Origin of the sequence: Agrobacterium rubi TR3 = NBRC 13261, from assembly GCF_000739935.1 — a bacterium.
Taxonomy (GTDB): domain Bacteria; phylum Pseudomonadota; class Alphaproteobacteria; order Rhizobiales; family Rhizobiaceae; genus Agrobacterium; species Agrobacterium rubi.
The window spans coordinates 193,593-210,521 of the sequence record NZ_BBJU01000014.1 but is presented as its reverse complement, the minus strand read 5'-3'; the positions used below and the strand labels follow the sequence as shown (position 1 = coordinate 210,521).

General features: G+C 56.9%; 17 protein-coding genes. 14 read left to right on the top strand and 3 right to left on the bottom strand.

Going from position 1 to position 16,929, the window contains the following annotated elements:
- Positions 1-2: 2 nt before the first annotated feature.
- The 3 genes from RRU01S_RS12150 to RRU01S_RS12140 are packed head-to-tail and all read right to left on the bottom strand — an operon-like array spanning position 3 to position 2,397.
- The gene (locus RRU01S_RS12150) at positions 3-1,193 is read right to left on the bottom strand and encodes a GNAT family N-acetyltransferase (protein WP_045230528.1); all 1,191 of its coding nucleotides are present in this window, start codon (positions 1,191-1,193) and stop codon (positions 3-5) included.
- Positions 1,190-1,930, bottom strand: coding sequence for a glycerophosphodiester phosphodiesterase family protein (locus RRU01S_RS12145; RefSeq protein ID WP_045230527.1), 741 nt, complete (start codon positions 1,928-1,930; stop codon positions 1,190-1,192). The genes RRU01S_RS12150 and RRU01S_RS12145 overlap by 4 nt, the downstream gene beginning before the upstream one ends.
- Positions 1,927-2,397, bottom strand: coding sequence for a RidA family protein (locus tag RRU01S_RS12140; protein WP_045230526.1), 471 nt, complete (start codon positions 2,395-2,397; stop codon positions 1,927-1,929). The genes RRU01S_RS12145 and RRU01S_RS12140 overlap by 4 nt, the downstream gene beginning before the upstream one ends.
- 115 nt (positions 2,398-2,512) lie before the next feature.
- Here RRU01S_RS12140 and RRU01S_RS12135 point away from each other — a divergent pair, with 115 nt between their 5' ends.
- The 14 genes from RRU01S_RS12135 (at position 2,513) to lpxB (ending at position 16,831) form a co-directional block, all read left to right on the top strand.
- The gene (locus RRU01S_RS12135) at positions 2,513-3,355 is read left to right on the top strand and encodes a cell envelope integrity EipB family protein (protein ID WP_045230525.1); all 843 of its coding nucleotides are present in this window, start codon (positions 2,513-2,515) and stop codon (positions 3,353-3,355) included.
- A 182-nt stretch (positions 3,356-3,537) separates the two neighbouring features.
- Positions 3,538-4,317, top strand: coding sequence for a 30S ribosomal protein S2 (gene rpsB / locus RRU01S_RS12130; RefSeq protein WP_045230524.1), 780 nt, complete (start codon positions 3,538-3,540; stop codon positions 4,315-4,317).
- 248 nt (positions 4,318-4,565) lie between these two features.
- Entirely contained in the window at positions 4,566-5,492 is a 927-nt protein-coding gene (gene tsf / locus RRU01S_RS12125) for a translation elongation factor Ts (RefSeq protein WP_045230523.1), read from the top strand.
- A 197-nt stretch (positions 5,493-5,689) separates the two neighbouring features.
- Entirely contained in the window at positions 5,690-6,412 is a 723-nt protein-coding gene (gene pyrH, locus RRU01S_RS12120) for a UMP kinase (protein WP_045230636.1), read from the top strand.
- Positions 6,413-6,477: 65 nt separating this feature from the next.
- A complete protein-coding gene (frr, locus tag RRU01S_RS12115; protein ID WP_045230635.1) occupies positions 6,478-7,035 on the top strand; it encodes a ribosome recycling factor in 558 nt (185 codons plus the stop codon).
- A gap of 59 nt (positions 7,036-7,094) precedes the next feature.
- Positions 7,095-7,838: an isoprenyl transferase gene (locus tag RRU01S_RS12110; protein WP_045230522.1), complete on the top strand. Its 744-nt coding sequence runs from the start codon at positions 7,095-7,097 to the stop codon at positions 7,836-7,838.
- Complete coding sequence (locus tag RRU01S_RS12105; RefSeq protein WP_045230521.1) at positions 7,838-8,671, top strand: phosphatidate cytidylyltransferase; 834 nt, start codon at positions 7,838-7,840, stop codon at positions 8,669-8,671. The genes RRU01S_RS12110 and RRU01S_RS12105 overlap by 1 nt, the downstream gene beginning before the upstream one ends.
- A 36-nt stretch (positions 8,672-8,707) precedes the next feature.
- Positions 8,708-9,841: an RIP metalloprotease RseP gene (rseP, locus tag RRU01S_RS12100; RefSeq protein ID WP_045230520.1), complete on the top strand. Its 1,134-nt coding sequence runs from the start codon at positions 8,708-8,710 to the stop codon at positions 9,839-9,841.
- A 201-nt stretch (positions 9,842-10,042) separates the two neighbouring features.
- Entirely contained in the window at positions 10,043-12,385 is a 2,343-nt protein-coding gene (gene bamA, locus RRU01S_RS12095) for an outer membrane protein assembly factor BamA (RefSeq protein WP_045230519.1), read from the top strand.
- 49 nt (positions 12,386-12,434) lie between these two features.
- The gene (gene lpxD / locus RRU01S_RS12090; RefSeq protein ID WP_045230518.1) at positions 12,435-13,499 is read left to right on the top strand and encodes a UDP-3-O-(3-hydroxymyristoyl)glucosamine N-acyltransferase; all 1,065 of its coding nucleotides are present in this window, start codon (positions 12,435-12,437) and stop codon (positions 13,497-13,499) included.
- Positions 13,492-13,959 carry a 3-hydroxyacyl-ACP dehydratase FabZ gene (gene fabZ, locus RRU01S_RS12085; RefSeq protein ID WP_045230517.1) on the top strand — a complete coding sequence of 156 codons (468 nt, stop codon included), beginning with the start codon at positions 13,492-13,494 and terminating at the stop codon, positions 13,957-13,959. Before lpxD ends, fabZ begins: the two co-directional genes overlap by 8 nt.
- Positions 13,956-14,768, top strand: a complete 813-nt coding sequence (gene lpxA / locus RRU01S_RS12080; RefSeq protein ID WP_045230516.1) for an acyl-ACP--UDP-N-acetylglucosamine O-acyltransferase — start codon at positions 13,956-13,958, stop codon at positions 14,766-14,768. Before fabZ ends, lpxA begins: the two co-directional genes overlap by 4 nt.
- Positions 14,769-14,771: 3 nt before the next feature.
- Entirely contained in the window at positions 14,772-15,638 is an 867-nt protein-coding gene (locus tag RRU01S_RS12075; RefSeq protein WP_045230515.1) for an LpxI family protein, read from the top strand.
- Positions 15,635-16,831 (top strand): lipid-A-disaccharide synthase, encoded by a 1,197-nt coding sequence (gene lpxB, locus RRU01S_RS12070; RefSeq protein ID WP_045230514.1) that lies wholly within the window; start codon positions 15,635-15,637, stop codon positions 16,829-16,831. Before RRU01S_RS12075 ends, lpxB begins: the two co-directional genes overlap by 4 nt.
- Positions 16,832-16,929 lie beyond the last annotated feature (98 nt).

The following is a 16,929-nucleotide window of genomic DNA, read 5'->3' as shown; positions in this document are numbered from 1 at the left end:
AATCAGTCGTCTGTTTCCGGGCGCTCGCCCTTGCGGAAAGGGCTGTGCTCGTCGAGATAGTCACCGATCTGCTCCACCTCGTCACGCTCGCGCTGAAGATAATCCGCAATGGCGTGGCGCAGGCCCGGATGGTTGATAAAGTGAGCGGAACGTGTGGTGACTGGGGTATATCCACGCGCCAGCTTGTGCTCACCCTGTGCACCGGCTTCCACACGCTTCAGGCCCTTTGCCAGCGCAAAATCGATAGCCTGGTGGTAACAGACCTCGAAATGCAGGAACGGGTGATCCTCGATACAGCCCCAATGTCGGCCGTAAAGCGCTTCTCCGCCGATGAAATTGATGGCGCCTGCGATGTAGCGGCCCTCGCGTTTTGCCATCACGAGCAGGATGTCTTCGGCCATGCGCTGGCCAATCAGCGAATAGAATTCCCGGGTGAGGTAGGGGCGACCCCATTTGCGGCTGCCCGTGTCTTTATAGAAGGCAAAGAACTGGTCCCATATGTCTTCGGTCAGATCGCTGCCCGTCAGCCAGTCGATTTCGATGCCGTTTTCAAGTGCCGCGCGGCGTTCTTTCTTGAGGCCCTTGCGCTTGCGCGACGAAAGGGCGTCGAGAAAATCGGCGTGGTCGCGATAACCATTGTTGATGAAGTGAAATTGCTGATCCGTGCGCGGTAGAAAACCTTCCTGCACCAGTGCGTCGATGTCATCATCCGGCGCGAAGGTGACGTGGGACGAGGAGACGCCGATCTTTTCGGTGACCTGCCGCAGACCGGACGCTAGAACCTGCCGGAAGGCAGCGTCATCAATGCCATTCGTCAGAAGCCTCGGTCCGGTCGCAGGTGTAAACGGGACCGAGCATTGCAGCTTGGGATAATAATGGCCGCCCGCCCGCTCCAGCGCATCCGCCCATCCATGGTCGAAGACATATTCGCCCTGGCTGTGGCTCTTCAGATAGGCAGGCATTGCGCCCGTCAGGCGACCATCGCCATTATCCAGGAGAAGATGGTGCCCGCGCCAGCCGGTTTTGGCGGTAGCGGAGCCGGACTCTTCCATGGATGACAGGAAAGCATGCGATATGAATGGGTTATAGTCTTCTGTTCGCGTAGATTTAGATGTTCCGGAAAGCCTGTTCCAGCTTTCCGGATCGATGTCCCTGAAGGACTGCTCTACACGAATGGAATAGTCTTCGCTCATGCGCTGGCTGTAACGCTTTCTCTTGGATCGAAACCTTCGAACGTCATTTGATCAGCATATTTATAGGTATTCACGCGCCCAGTTTCATCCCGCACGGTCCAAGTAATCACGGGAAGACCGAGTTTTCTTTGGGCATCGATGAAGCTGTTGGGCAGATGCGGCCATGCATAGGAGATGAAATCGAGGCCGATCTGCATGGCGTCATCATGCTTGAAGAAGTCTTCCGGCTTGGCGCCTTCTGCCGTCAGGCCCAAAGGCCATGGCGAACCGGCAGCCTTCAGAGCCTTCAGCAGATGATGATCGAAGCTCATCAACGCGACATGGCCTTCATACCCTTCCAGAACTTCCAGAACCGCTTCGGCAAAGCCATCATCTATGCCTTCGCCCTTGCGGCCCTTCAGTTCCAGCACGAGCGGGACTTTGCCGGCGCAAAGTTTAAGGAGCTGCTTGAGGGTCGGCACCCGGTCCTTGGTCTGGCCGACGGATAACATGCCGAGCTCACCAGAGGTCCGCTCGCGGACATCTCCCTTGATACCGGTGAGGCGTGTCATCTCGTCATCGTGGAAGACGACGGGCACACTATCGGACGCCAGCTGCAAATCGCATTCGATGGCAAAGCCCGCATCGATGGCGCGGGAAAAGGCCGTGAGGGTGTTTTCCCACACGGTTTTGTTCTGGTCGTGATAGCCACGATGGGCGACCGGTTCAGCGGTCAGCCAGGAAAGCTTCAGTGTCATACGTCGATTTCCACGATGGCGTCGATTTCGACTGCGGCATTGAAGGGTAGGGAGGCCATGCCAACGGCGGCACGGGCGTGTTTACCTGCCTCGCCCAAAACATTGGCGATGAGGTTCGATGCGCCGTTGATGACGAGATGCTGTTCGGTGAATTCCGGCACGGAGGCGACAAAGCCGTTCAGCTTCAAGATACGACGCACTTTCGACAGGTCACCATTAAGTGCAGCTTTGACCTGAGCCAGAATATTGACGGCGCACAGTTCGGCGGCACGCTGGGCAGTCGCAACATCGACGTCTCGACCCACATGACCCGTGACCGCAATCTTGCCGGATTCCATCGGCAATTGGCCGGAAACATAGAGCAGATTGCCGCTGATCGTGTAAGGTACGTAATTTGCAGCAGGCGCTGCGGCGGCGGGCAGGGTGTAGCCCAAGTCCTTGAGGCGAGCTTCGATGGCATCCGACATTTTCGTCTCCGCTTTTGTTGTAAATCTTTCAAAAATCCGGCAGACAGATCATGATGTCCAAAAGCCGGGCGGTTGCTTGTACAATATGAGCGGTGAGTCCAACAGGAGATATTGAATGTTTGTCAGGAACCTTGCCATCGCACTTGCTTCCGGCTCCTTTATGGTGGTGCCGGGTGTAGCAAGCGCTGTGCCTGCCACCGTTCCCAACTTGATCTCGCACCGTGCCGTCTATGATCTGGAATTGAAGGATGCCTCGGATCGCTCCGGCATCGAAGGCATGACCGGCAGAATGGTCTATGAGTTCACCGGATCGTCCTGCAAGGGCTACAAGACCGACTTCCGTTTCGTCACCCAGATCAACACGGGCGATGCCGTTCGCCTGACCGACCAGCAGACGACGACCTTCGAGGACGTGGCGTCCAAAAAGTTCACCTTCGAGACTAAGTCGTTCACGGATGACAAGCTGGACAAGGAAGTCACGGGCTCTGCCGCAGATGAAAACGGTGCGATGAAAATCGACCTGACCAAGCCGGATGCGCGCAAGATCGATCTGGTCGCGGGCGAGTTCCCGACGGAGCACATGGTGCAGGTCATCGAGAACGCAAAGCTCGGCAAACGTATTTTCGAATCCCGCGTTTTCGATGGTTCCGATGATGGCGATGAAAGCCTGATCACCTCGACCCTGGTCGGCAAGCAGCAGGCGCCCGCTGATGGCGATGTCGATGCCGGCAAGGCGGGAGACTTCGCCAAGACATCATTCTGGCCTGTGACCATCGCTTATTACAATGACAAGACCGGCACCGATTCCCTGCCGATCTACCGCATGTCGTTCAAGCTCTATGACAATGGAATCACCCGCGATCTGACGATGGATTATGGCGACTTCGTGCTGACCGGAAAACTGGCCAAGCTTGATATCCTCAAGCCTGAAACCTGCGACAAACAGCCGGTTCGCTGATCGATTTCACCAATTTGACGCATATTGACTTGCGTTTCGTTCAAACAGCCTGTATGCGGCACACCATTCCACACGCGAAGCTTGGGATGTTCCGGGAGAAATCCGGATCGTTCCGCCCGGTGGTGTCATCTTGATGACGCTGTTTGCTTCGCGGGGGTTAAACCGGAAAAGGATAACTAGGCATGGCATTGCCCGATTTCTCTATGCGTCAGCTTCTGGAAGCTGGCGTTCACTTTGGTCACCAGACACACCGCTGGAACCCAAAGATGAAGCCGTACATCTTCGGCGACCGCAGCAACATTCACATCATCGACTTGGCTCAGACGGTTCCTTTGCTGTCGCGCGCCCTTCAGGTCGTGTCTGACACGGTTGCACGTGGCGGCCGCGTTCTGTTCGTTGGCACGAAGCGCCAGGCGTCCGAAATCATCGCCGACAGTGCGAAGCGTTCTGCTCAGTACTACGTCAACTCGCGTTGGCTCGGCGGCATGATGACGAACTGGAAGACGATTTCGAACTCGATCGCACGTCTGCGCAAGGTCGACGAAATCCTCAACTCCGACGCATCTGGCTACTCCAAGAAAGAGCGTCTGAACCTTGAGCGTGAACGCGAAAAGCTTGAAAAGGCTCTCGGCGGTATCCGCGATATGGGCGGCGTTCCTGACCTGATGTTCATTGTTGACACCAACAAGGAAAAGATCGCTATCGAAGAAGCCAAGCGTCTTGGCATTCCGGTCGTTGCGATCATCGACTCGAACTGCGATCCAGACCAGATCGACTTCCCGATCCCCGGTAACGACGATGCGTCGCGCGCCATTTCGCTCTATTGCGATCTGATTGCCCGTGCAGCCATCGACGGTATCGCACGTCAGCAGGGTTCGTCCGGTCGTGACATCGGCGCTTCCGAAGAAGCTCCGATCGAGCCAGCACTCGAAGACGAAGCAGGCGCGACGCCTGCTGCATAATCAAGGCTACGGGCGGCATGACAATGCCGCCTTCTCCATGAGACGAGACAAGGCCGTTCTGGACTAGAAAAGTTCGGCGGCCTTGTTCGTTTCAACCACGCCGCCCGCATGGCAAAGCGTGACGTTTATGATATTCGTGATGGCCTCTTCATCAGGCTGTCACAGTTCCGGGTACATTCGTTCCCAAAAATCCGATTGAGGTCTGGCTGCAACCGCGCCGTGACCGACGAACCGACAAGAGGCACACAATGAGCGAAATCACAGCCGCAATGGTAAAGGAACTGCGCGAGAAGTCTGGCGCAGGCATGATGGATTGCAAAAAGGCGCTGTCTGAAACAGGCGGCGACATGGAAGCTGCAATCGACTGGCTGCGCGCCAAGGGTATCGCCAAGGCCGACAAGAAGTCTGGCCGCACAGCTGCCGAAGGTCTCGTTGGTATCGCATCTGCCGGCCACAAGGCCGTTGTCGTTGAAGTCAACTCCGAAACCGACTTCGTCGCCCGTAACGATGCCTTCCAGGACATCGTTCGTGGCATTGCATCCGTTGCCCTGACGACGGACGGTTCCGTTGAAGCCGTTGCTGCTGCGACGTACCCAGCCACTGGCAAGAACGTTACCGACACCATCAAGGACGCTATCGCCACCATCGGTGAAAACATGGCGCTGCGTCGTTCCGCTCTGCTCGAAGTCAAGCACGGCGTTGTTGCGACCTACGTTCACAACGCAGCAGGCGACGGCATCGGCAAGCTGGGCGTTCTCGTTGCGCTGCAGTCGGAAGGTGACAAGGCCGTTCTGACATCCATCGGCCGTCAGGTTGCCATGCACATTGCTGCGACCAACCCGCTCGCTATCCGCGCTGAAGAAGTTGACGCTGCTGTTGCAGAGCGCGAACGCAACGTGTTCATTGAACAGGCTCGCGAATCCGGCAAGCCAGAAGCCATCATCGAAAAGATGGTTGACGGTCGTATGCGCAAGTTCTTCGAAGAAGTCGCTCTTCTGTCGCAGGCTTTCGTCATCAACCCTGACATCACCGTTGGTGACGCTGTCAAGGAAGCCGAAAAGGAAGCTGGCGCCAAGATCGAAGTCGTGGGCATGGCGCGTCTGCTTCTCGGTGAAGGCATCGAGAAGGAAGAAAGCGACTTCGCAGCAGAAGTTGCTGCTGTCGCCAAGGGCTGATCCATTTACCCAAATACGGGAAAACTACGGGGCATCGCGTGACAACGCGGTGCCCTTCGTGTATCCGCGATGCGGTTATACCTCGCAGCGCGTGGCAATCGTGTCAGATTGGCTCGCCGTTGCGGTTCTCTCTCGATCTCGCATGTCGTCCCTGCAATTGCTGCGTGACTGTCCGCGACATGCTTTAAGGAGTCATGATGTCTTCCAAGCCGCTTTATAAACGTGTTCTTCTCAAGGCGTCGGGCGAAGCCCTCATGGGCGATCAGGGTTTTGGTATCGACGTTGCCGTCGCAGACCGCATTGCCTCTGATATTGCCGAAGCACGCGCCATGGGCGTCGAAGTGGGCGTCGTCGTCGGCGGCGGAAACATCTTCCGTGGTGTGGCTGTCGCCTCCAAGGGTGGCGACCGGGTAACAGGCGACCACATGGGCATGCTGGCAACCGTCATTAACGCATTGGCCTTGGCGACCTCACTGCGCAAGCTCGACATCGATACGGTCGTTCTGTCGGCCATTGCCATGCCGGAGATTTGCGAAAGCTTCTCCCAGCGCGCGACACTCTCTCATCTTGCACAGGGCCGCGTCGTGATTTTCGCAGGCGGCACCGGCAATCCATTCTTCACGACGGACTCGGCCGCCGCATTGCGCGCCGCCGAAATCGGTGCAGAAGCGATCTTCAAGGGAACGCAGGTCGATGGCATTTACTCGGCCGATCCGAAGAAAGATCCGACCGCCACCCGTTTTGACGAATTGACTCATTCGGAAGTCTTGGGCAAGGGACTTGCGGTCATGGATATCGCGGCTGTCGCGCTTGCCCGTGAAAACCACATTCCCATCATCGTCTTCTCGATCCACGAGAAGGGCGGTTTTGCAGCAATATTGACGGGCGGCGGTCGCAAGACCATCGTGCACGACAAATGATGGCTGGGCGCTGATTCCACGGTGTGAAATTAGGCCTTAAAGGCCAGAACTGACGGAGTATGAATATGAGTGGTACTGACATCAACGATATCAAGCGTCGCATGGATGGCGCGATCAATGCCTTCAAGAGCGATATTGCATCGCTGCGCACCGGGCGCGCCTCGGCCAACATTCTCGACCCCGTCACGGTTGATGCCTATGGCTCGCGCGTCCCGCTGTCTCAGGTCGCCAACATAACGGTGCCTGAAGCGCGCATGCTGGGTGTCAACATCTGGGACAAGTCGATGGTTGGCGCTGTCGACCGTGCGATCCGTGAATCCAATCTCGGTCTGAACCCGATTGTCGATGGTCAAAACCTGCGTATTCCGCTGCCCGAGCTCAACGAAGAGCGCCGCAAGTCGCTGGTCAAGGTTGCGCATGACTATGCGGAAAAGGCCAAGGTCGCTATTCGTCACGTCCGCCGCGATGGTATGGACGGTCTGAAAAAAGCCGAAAAGGATGGTGACATCGGTCAGGATGAAAGCCGTGCGCAGTCCGACAAGGTTCAGAAAATGACGGATGAGACCATTTCGGAAATTGATCGCTTGCTTGCAGAGAAAGAAAGAGAAATCATGCAGGTGTAGATGGCTCTCGAGCCTATCGCTGTTTTCCTTCAATTCCGTGCTGCTTAAACTGGATCGAGATGTCGGACATTACACGTTCCTCACCCCCTGAGCATGTTGCCATCATCATGGATGGCAACGGGCGTTGGGCAAAGCAGCGCGGGCTTCCGCGTATCATGGGGCATCGGCGTGGCGTCGAAGCTGTCAGGGAAACCGTGCGCGCCGCCGGCGATTGCGGTCTCAAATATCTGACGCTGTTTGCATTTTCATCCGAAAACTGGCGCAGGCCGGAAACGGAAGTCACCGATCTGCTGGGTTTATTGAAGGCCTTCATCCGCCGCGACCTTGCCGATCTGCACAAGGAAAATGTCCGGGTGCGGGTTATCGGTGACAGGGCAGGCCTCAAAGACGACATTAAAAGCCTGCTGATCGACGCCGAGCAGAGAACCTGCGAAAATACGGCGCTGACGCTGGTGATCGCGTTCAATTACGGCTCCCGCGACGAAATTGCCCGTGCTGCGGCATCGCTGGCGAAGGACGTAGCCGAGGGCAAGCTCGATCCATCTGCAATAAACCCGGATGCGATTGCCGCCCGACTGGATACGGCGGGCATACCCGATCCCGATCTCATCATCCGCACCAGCGGCGAGGAGCGGCTGTCGAATTTCCTGTTGTGGCAGGCAGCCTATTCCGAGTTTCTTTTCATTCCGGACTACTGGCCGGATTTCGACCGCAAGACGTTTTTTGCTGCCATTGATCAATATATGACGCGCGACCGCAGGTTTGGCGGATTGTCGGATCAAGTCGCTCTGGCGGGCGTCTGATGAGCCGCGAACTCAGGTTACGCATCATATCCGCCATTGTCATGGCCACAGTCATTCTCGTCGCCACTTGGTATGGCGGGATGATGTTTCGTCTGGTGGCCGGTCTGCTGTCTCTGCTGCTCTATTACGAATGGAGCACCATCACCAAATTATCGGATACCAATCCCACCGGCTATGCCTGGGGCTGGTTTTCCGTGGCGGTGATGAGCGGCAACACGATTTTCGGTGAGCCGTCGCTCGATCTCCCCTTGCTGTCGGGCTTCACGTTGACGGCGGTGCTGTTTCCGGTTTTGCGCGGGCGGAACTGGTGGCTGGTGGGCGGAATCGTCTATGCTGGCCTCAGCGGCATTTCGCTGGCAGCGATCCGTGGCGAGGAACTGACGGGCTTTGCAGCCATGATGTTTGTCTTTTCCGTTGTCTGGGCAACCGATATTCTGGCCTATTTCGTCGGTCGCGCCATTGGCGGGCCGAAACTGGCTCCGGCCATCTCTCCTGGCAAGACATGGTCCGGCGCGATCGGCGGCACCGTTTCTGGCGTCGTTGCGGGCGGCGCCGTCTCGATGGGCTATCACGGGCGCATCAGCCTGGTCATTCTCGGACTTGCGCTGCTTTTGTCCGTCTTCAGCCAGATCGGCGATCTCTTCGAATCCTTCATCAAGCGTCGCTTCAAGGTGAAGGATTCCAGCCATCTCATTCCCGGTCATGGCGGCTTTATGGATCGGGTTGACGGACTTGTTTTTGCCTGCTTTACCGTATTCCTCATTGCTGTTGTTCACGCGGCGATAACCGGTGATGTGCCAGGATCAGGCGGCGGAATTCTGCCCGGCTTCTGATCATGGCTTGAAGGCAATAAACGAAGGACTTGAATTATGGATATGGTAACGGCGACGGTTGGTTTCTTGACCGGTTATATGGTGCCGTTCATTCTGGTTCTGTCTCTCCTCGTTTTCGTTCATGAAATGGGCCACTATCTCGTCGGACGCTGGTGCGGCATCAGATCCACTGCCTTCTCCGTCGGTTTTGGCCCCGAACTTGTCGGCTTTACCGACAAGCGTGGCACACGTTGGAAGATTTCAGCCATTCCGCTGGGTGGCTATGTCAAATTCTTTGGCGACGATGATGTTGCCAGCAAGCCGGACAGCGAGGGCCTTGCCAATCTATCGCTTGAGGAGCGTGCGCAAACACTGGCAGGCGCAAAGCTGTGGAAAAGAGCCGCAACTGTTGCGGCCGGGCCGATTGCGAATTTCCTGCTGGCAATCCTGATATTCGCCGCTCTCTTCACCATTTACGGCCGCATGATTTCCGACCCGATCGTATCAGAGGTCCGCGAAAACAGTGCAGCTCAGGCGGCCGGTGTGCTGGCAGGCGACAGGCTGGTCGCGATCGATGGCGAAAAGGTCATGACGTTCGAAGATGTTCGCCGCTATGTCGCCATCCGTCCAGGTACACCGATCACGGTTACGGTCGAGCGTAACGGACAGGACCTTTCGCTGCCAATGGTGCCGACCCGTACCGAGACCAAGGACCAGTTCGGCAACAAGATGGAACTGGGTATCATCGGTATCGTCACCGATCAGACCCGCGGAAACTTCCGCCACGTCACTTATTCTCCCACCGAGGCGCTGGTCGAAGGCGTTCGCGAGACCGGCCATGTGGTGACGGGAACCTTCGCCTACATCGGCAATCTCGTCACGGGACGCATGAATGCTGACCAGTTGGGCGGGCCGGTGCGTGTCGCACAGGCATCAGGTCAGATGGCATCGCTCGGTTTTGCAGCGGTAATTCAGCTTGCAGCCTTGCTTTCGGTGTCGATAGGTCTTCTTAATTTAATGCCCGTCCCGATTCTGGATGGTGGCCATCTGCTGTTTTACGCCATCGAGGCGGTGCGGGGCAGGCCGCTAGGATCGGGTGCGCAGGAGGTTGCATTCCGCATTGGTCTGGCGATGATTTTCAGTTTGATGGTTTTCGCCACATGGAATGATATCAGCAGCTTGATAGGCTAAAGGTGGCTTTGAGGCTGTTTTGTTAAGGGGGCATTTACCTTGTTTTGATGCCAAAGTGGCGATTGAGCCACGGTGGCTTGCGAAGTAAATAGAAATTAACCGTCGGGCTTGCTTGTAGAGTAAAAGCAGGTAAAAACGACGCAGATGGCCGGAGTCGGGTTCCGCCCGCTGAGGGACAACGGGAAAAGGTAAGAATTGAAAATGAAGGCTGGTTCAAGATTTTTGAACGCGGTGTCGGCGGTTGCGCTGTCTGCTGGTGTTTCTTCCGTCGCAGTCCTGGGGGTGCTTGCTTCTTCTGGTGTTGCAAATGCAGCGGTGATCCAGCGCGTTGATGTGCGGGGCGCTGAGCGCGCCGGTGCGGATGCAGTTCGCTCCAACATCACCATTGCTCCCGGTCGTAATTTTTCCAACGCCGACATTGATGAATCGGTCAAGCGTCTTTACGCGACCGGCTATTTCTCCAATGTCAGCATGAGCGTTTCCGGCAGCACGCTGGTTGTGACGGTGCGTGAAAACAATCTCGTCAACCAGGTCGTGTTCAACGGCAACCGCAAGATCAAGGACGACAAGCTTCAGGGCATCGTGCAGACCCAGTCTCTGGGCCCGTACGACCAGACACTGGTAACGGCCGATATTGCCCGCATCAAGGAAGCCTATGCTGCCATCGGTCGTAGCGATGTTCAGGTGACCACGCAGGTCGTCAATGTCGGTCAGGGTCGCGTCAATCTCGCATTCGTCATCAACGAAGGTGAGCGCACCAAGATCGCCCGCATCGATTTCGTCGGCAACAATGCCTACAGCGATGGTCGTCTTGCTGCCGTTCTCAACACCAAGAAATCCAACATGCTGTCGTTCCTGACGCGTAAGGATGTCTATAATGAGGACAAGCTGCGCGCTGACGAAGAAGCGCTGCGCCAGTTCTATTACAACCGTGGTTATGCCGACTTCCGCGTCACGTCTTCGGACGCCGTGCTGGATGAAGCGACCAACGAGTACACGATCACCATCACTGTTGATGAAGGTCAGCGTTACGCATTCGGTAATGTTGCTGTCGAGTCCACGGTTCCTGGTGTCGATGGTTCGCAGTTGCAAGGCCTCGTAGAAACCAAGGCTGGCTCCGGCTATAGCGCCAAGGAAGTTCAGCAGAGCATGGAAGCGATTTCCAAGCGCGTTTCTGCTGAAGGTTATCCTTTTGCCCGTGTTACGCCCCGTGGCGACCGCGACATGAACGGCAACACCATCGGTGTTACCTATATCGTCGACCAGGGCGAGCGCGCCTATGTCGAGCGTATCGAAATCCGCGGTAACACCCGTACACGTGACTATGTTATCCGCCGCGAATTTGACATCAGCGAAGGCGACGCCTTCAACCAGACGATCATCACGGCTGCAAAGCGTCGTCTGGAAGCTCTCGGCTATTTCTCCAAGGTCAATATCGGCACGTCCCAGGGCAGTGCCCCGGACCGCGTCGTGATCGTGGTGGATGTCGAAGATCAGGCAACCGGCTCGTTCGGTATCGGTGCTGGTTACTCTCAGAACGATGGCGCGCTGCTCGAAGCATCGATCGAAGAAAAGAACTTCCTCGGTCGCGGCCAGTATATCCGCATTGCAGCGGGTGCAGGTCAGGATGATGCGCGGAGCTACAACTTCTCGTTCACCGAGCCCTATTTCCTTGGATATCGTCTTGCTGCAGGCTTCGACCTGTTCAAGAGCCAGAGCTCGAGCGAAGATTATTATGATTATGACGAGCAGGGCTTCGCACTTCGCGTAACCGCTCCTATTACTGAAAATCTGGCGACGACGTTCAAATATACCTACAAGCAGATTCAATATGACGGCAAGTCGGGCTTCGATGATGTCGATGCAAGTGGCAACTACACAAATCTGGCTGCCCCTTACGTTGATCTGATCAATGGCAAGGACTGGACGCAGTCGATTATCTCCAACACGCTGACGTACAACTCTCTCGATGACCGCAACATGCCACGCGAAGGCTGGCAGGGTGCGTTGACCAACGAGTTTGCCGGACTGGGTGGCGATTCCGAATACTACAAGATCTATGCCAAGGCTCGCTACTATCACACGCTGTCTGACGAGTATGACATCATCGGCTCCTTGACCGGCCAGGCTGGTTACGTTGCACCGACTGGTGACAATCTGCTGGTCTTCGATCAGTTCAAGATCGGTGGCCGCGTGATCCGTGGTTTCGAAAATGACGGTATCGGTCCACGCATCGGCGATGACGCAATTGGCGGCACGACATACTTTGCTGCCTCTGCTGAAGTCACGGCACCAATGCCAGGCGTTCCCGAGGACTTCGGTCTTCGTCTCGCTGGCTTCGTTGATGCCGGTACGCTCTACGGCAACAAGGTTGCCAACAGCGCCGGTGTGAAAGACGACAGCTCGATCCGTGCATCTGCCGGTATCGGCCTGATGTGGGCTTCTCCGTTCGGTCCTCTGCGCGTAGACTACGCAGTGCCGTTCATGAAGGAAGACTACGACGAAGTGCAGAACTTCCGGTTTGGCATGTCCAACACTTTCTGATATCGGCAGTCCAGAACTGCAAGTTTGAACGTTCTGGAGTATTCGGTTGATGGAATATAATGCTTTTTTTCCGCCCCATGAAGGCATGCGATTGAGAGATATCGTTGACCGTCTTGGGGCGGAACTGTCTGATGAGACGGCTGCTGATCGTCTGGTGCGCTCCATAGCACCTGTCTATCGGGCAAAGTCCGACCAGCTCTGCTACATTCTGTCGCGAAAAAACCGGGAAGAACTGCTGACCTGCGAAGCCGCAGCCATCATCTGTGATGCAGCTCTGAAAAGCCTTTTGCCAGCGCATATTCCCGCATTGATTTGCAAAAATCCACACACCGTGTTTGCTCAGGCTGGTGCTCTGCTACACGCATCCGCCATGAAGCCATCGGCGATCGTGGTTCAGGACGCAGAAATTTCTCCGTCAGCGCATATCGATCCCACTGCAAAGCTTGAGGCCGGCGTGATTGTCGAGCCGCTGGCTGTCATCGGTGCCAATGTGCATATTGGTTCGGGTACCCGCATCGGGCCGGGCGCGATCATTGGCGCGGATGTCCAGATCGGGCGCGACTGCACGATTGCGGGTGGCGCGAGCATTCTGTCGGCTCTGATTGGCAACAGCGTCATCATTCACAATGGTGCTTGCATCGGGCAAGATGGCTTCGGTTATGCGCCCGGTCCCCGCGGCATGATCAAGATCGTGCAGATCGGCCGCGTGATCATTCAGGATCATGTCGAGATCGGTGCCAACACCACCGTCGATCGCGGGACAATGGATGACACGGTCATCGGCGAAGGCACGAAAATCGACAATCAGGTTCAGATTGGCCACAATGTGCGCATCGGTCGCCATTGCGGCATCGTCAGCAAGGTGGGCATCGCTGGCAGCACGCGCATCGGCGACGGTGTCATGATCGGCGGTGCCAGCGGCATCAACGGCCACATCACCATCGGCGACGGCGCGCAGATTGCAGCCATGAGCGGCGTTGTCGCCGACGTACCTGCCGGTGCCAAATACGGCGGCGTTCCGGCGCGGCCTCTCAAACATTTCCTGCGCGACATGGCGGAATTGCTGGCGCGCGCCGAGGAGCGAGATAAGAAGACAGGAGAGAAAAATGTCTGAAGAGACGAAAACGACGCTTGGCGCGGCTGACATCCTCGAAGTGATGAAGCTGCTGCCACATCGTTATCCATTCTTGCTGATCGACAAGATCATCGATATCGATGCCGATAATTCGGCGACCGGCATCAAGAACGTCACGGTCAACGAACCGCATTTCACCGGCCATTTCCCAGACCGCCCGATCATGCCAGGCGTTTTGATCGTGGAAGCGATGGCGCAAACGGCTGGCGCGATCTGTGCGCGCAAGCAGGGCGACGGCGGTCATCTCGTCTATTTCATGACCATAGACAATGCCCGCTTCCGCAAGCCTGTCGTGCCGGGTGACCGGCTGGAGATTTACGTCGTCAAGCAGCGTCAGCGCGGCAATGTCTGGAAATTCCATTGCGATGCGAAGGTGGACGGCGTTCTGGTGGCCGAGGCGGATATCGGTGCGATGATGATCCCCGAGGATCAGCAATGAGCAAGATTGCGGCTTCGGCTAAAATTCATCCGATGTCCTTCATCGAAGATGGCGCTGTCATCGGCGAGAACGTCGTCGTGGGTCCGTTTTGCCATGTCGGGCCGAAGGTAACGCTGCATGAAGATGTCCAACTGATCAGCCATGTCGTCGTTCTGGGTTGCACGACCGTTGGCAAAGGTACCAAGATTTGGCCCTCTGCCGTGATCGGCGGGGACTCGCAGAGCGCGCATCACAGTGCCGTCGATACCACCTTGGTCATCGGTCAGCATTGCACCATCCGTGAAGGGGTGACGATGAACACCGGCACGGTGGAGCATGGCGGCACGACGGTTGTTGGCAACAACAATCTGTTTCTGGCCTATGCACATGTGGCGCATGACTGCCGTCTGGGCAACAACATTATCCTCTCCAACAATGTCATGCTGGCAGGCCATGTCACGATCGAGGACCGCGCCATCCTGGGCGGCGGTTCCGCCGTTCACCAGTTCACCCGCGTTGGTCGTCAGGCTTTTATCGGTGGCCTTTCGGCCGTCAGCTATGACGTCATTCCTTACGGTATGCTGAACGGAAATCCGGGCCTTCTCAGCGGCCTGAACATCGTTGGCATGACACGTGCAGGTATCGAGCGCGCGGAAATCCACAAGGTTCGCCGCGCCTACAAGCAGATATTCGAAAGCGAAGGCAATGTGCGGGCGAATGCTGCCGCCATTCGCGACGAGTTTCTGGATTGCCCTGAGGCGCTGGAGATCATCGACTTCATCGCTGCGGCCAATGACAGGGCCATTTCTTCGCCCAACCGGGGAAAATAGCCCGTGCCACAGGAAGCGGGGCGTTTGGCGATCATCGCGGGCAGTGGTTTTCTTCCCTATTACGTGGCAGAGGCCGCACGCGATGGCGGAGAAACGCCCTTCATCATCCGCTTGCAAAACCAGGCCGATCTCGACTGGTCGAAATTCGAGAATGCATCGGTCAGCGTTGGCGATGTATCGAGCCTTGGTAAGCTTTTGTCCGGTCATCGCATCGATCGCGTCGTTCTCTCAGGCGCCGTCTCGCACCGGCCCGAGTGGCGCGAAATCCGCCCCAACCTCAAAATGATCGCGAAAATGCCGTCCATCATCCGCACGCTTCTGTCGGGCGGGGACGATACGGTACTGCAAATGGTGATCGGTTTGATCGAGGCGCAGGGCGCGCGGGTGATCGGAGCCCATGAGATCGCACCCGGTCTGCTGGCGACGACGGGTTCTCTCGGCAAGATCGAACCTAGCGAAGACGATCGACGCGACATTGCCAAGGCGGCCCAGGCGGCTCTGGCGCTTGGCGCGCTCGATGTCGGGCAGGGCGCCGTCTCCGTCGGCGGTCGTCTGGTCGCGCTGGAGGGTGTGGAGGGCACTGATGGGATGCTGGGCCGCGTTGCCGCGTTGCGCGCCGAAGGCCGCATTTCCAGTCGTAGAAAAGGTGTTCTGGTCAAACTGTGCAAGCCGCAGCAGGATATCCGCGCCGATCTGCCCACCATCGGTCCATCGACCGTGCACAACGCAGCCAAGGCCGGACTAGCTGGAATAGCCGTGGAGGCGGGCAGGGCGTTCATTCTGGATCGCGAAACTATGTTGCAGGCAGCAAATGAGGCCGGACTGTTTGTCTGCGGTATCGATACGCGACTTGCGGGAGACATGATGTGACCGAGAGTGTTTTGAAGCTGGCCGTGATTGCGGGCGAAGTCTCCGGCGACCTGTTGGGCGCCGATCTGGTGCGTGCCTTGAAAACCCAATATCCAGGCCGTGTTGAACTGGTGGGCGTCGGTGGCGATGCCTTGACCGCAGAAGGCCTGACCTCGCTTTTTGATTATTCCGAATTGTCGATCATGGGATTTACTCAAGTCCTGAAAAAACTGCCGCAGCTGATCGCAAGGATCAAGGAAACGGCGAATGCCATCATTGCCGCAAAACCGGATGTGCTGCTGATCATCGATAGCCCTGACTTCACGCACCGCGTGGCAAAGCGGGTTCGCAAGGCTTTGCCAACCCTGCCGGTTGTCAACTATGTGTGCCCAAGTGTTTGGGCCTGGAAAGAACAGCGCGCACCGGCCATGCTGTCTTACGTGGACCACGTTCTGGCATTGCTGCCATTTGAGCCTGAGACCATGCGCCGTCTTGGTGGTCCCCCGACGACCTTCGTCGGGCATCGTTTGAGTGTGGACAAGGATTTGCTGGCCGTTCGTGAACAACGCGCGGCAAGGGCGCTGCCCACAGGCGGTGAACCGAGAACTATTCTTTTGTTGCCTGGTTCACGCTCTACCGAGACAACCCGTTTGATGGAGCCATTTCAAACCGCAGCAATCGCTTTCGTTGAGCGGAATGGCCCGACGCGCTTTGTGTTGCCCACGGTTCCGCGACAGGAGGCACGCATTCGTGAACTTGCCGCATCCTGGCCGGATCATATCCGCCCGGAGATCGGCACGGACACCGCATTCAAATGGAAAGCTTTTGCTCAAGCAGACGCCGCAATCGCTGCATCCGGCACGGTCATTCTGGAGCTGGCGCTGGCCAATGTGCCGGTTGTTTCTGTTTACAAAACGGATTGGATTTTCACGATGCTGAGCAGGCGTATCAAGACCTGGACCGGCGCATTGCCCAACCTCATCGCAGATTATGCGGTCGTTCCGGAATATATCAACGAAGTCGTGCGTGCAGGCTCCATGCTGCGGTGGGCCGAGCGTCTGTCGTCTGACACACTCCAGCGTCAGGCGATGCTGGACGGGTTTGCGTTGGTACAGGAGCGCCTGCGCACGGAACGTCCGCCGGGCGAGGTGGGCGCACAGATATTGCTGTCCGTTTATCGCAGCAAAACAGGCGCCATCAACCCAACCACCTGAGCCTGTTGCCGCCCAATTTATAGCCGCGATGAAAATCATCGGCGATTAAAAAATCATCAAAATCGGTTGTCTACCGTTCGCAGAGCTGTATTCTCCCC

Bases quoted from the DNA above. Each gene is read 5' to 3' on its own strand.
- RRU01S_RS12150 (WP_045230528.1), bottom strand. From the start codon at position 1,193: ATGAGCGAAGACTATTCCATTCGTGTAGAGCAGTCCTTCAGGGACATC.
- RRU01S_RS12145 (WP_045230527.1), bottom strand. From the start codon at position 1,930: ATGACACTGAAGCTTTCCTGGCTGACCGCTGAACCGGTCGCCCATCGT.
- RRU01S_RS12140 (WP_045230526.1), bottom strand. From the start codon at position 2,397: ATGTCGGATGCCATCGAAGCTCGCCTCAAGGACTTGGGCTACACCCTG.
- RRU01S_RS12135 (WP_045230525.1), top strand. From the start codon at position 2,513: ATGTTTGTCAGGAACCTTGCCATCGCACTTGCTTCCGGCTCCTTTATG.
- rpsB (WP_045230524.1), top strand. From the start codon at position 3,538: ATGGCATTGCCCGATTTCTCTATGCGTCAGCTTCTGGAAGCTGGCGTT.
- tsf (WP_045230523.1), top strand. From the start codon at position 4,566: ATGAGCGAAATCACAGCCGCAATGGTAAAGGAACTGCGCGAGAAGTCT.
- pyrH (WP_045230636.1), top strand. From the start codon at position 5,690: ATGTCTTCCAAGCCGCTTTATAAACGTGTTCTTCTCAAGGCGTCGGGC.
- frr (WP_045230635.1), top strand. From the start codon at position 6,478: ATGAGTGGTACTGACATCAACGATATCAAGCGTCGCATGGATGGCGCG.
- RRU01S_RS12110 (WP_045230522.1), top strand. From the start codon at position 7,095: ATGTCGGACATTACACGTTCCTCACCCCCTGAGCATGTTGCCATCATC.
- RRU01S_RS12105 (WP_045230521.1), top strand. From the start codon at position 7,838: ATGAGCCGCGAACTCAGGTTACGCATCATATCCGCCATTGTCATGGCC.
- rseP (WP_045230520.1), top strand. From the start codon at position 8,708: ATGGATATGGTAACGGCGACGGTTGGTTTCTTGACCGGTTATATGGTG.
- bamA (WP_045230519.1), top strand. From the start codon at position 10,043: ATGAAGGCTGGTTCAAGATTTTTGAACGCGGTGTCGGCGGTTGCGCTG.
- lpxD (WP_045230518.1), top strand. From the start codon at position 12,435: ATGGAATATAATGCTTTTTTTCCGCCCCATGAAGGCATGCGATTGAGA.
- fabZ (WP_045230517.1), top strand. From the start codon at position 13,492: ATGTCTGAAGAGACGAAAACGACGCTTGGCGCGGCTGACATCCTCGAA.
- lpxA (WP_045230516.1), top strand. From the start codon at position 13,956: ATGAGCAAGATTGCGGCTTCGGCTAAAATTCATCCGATGTCCTTCATC.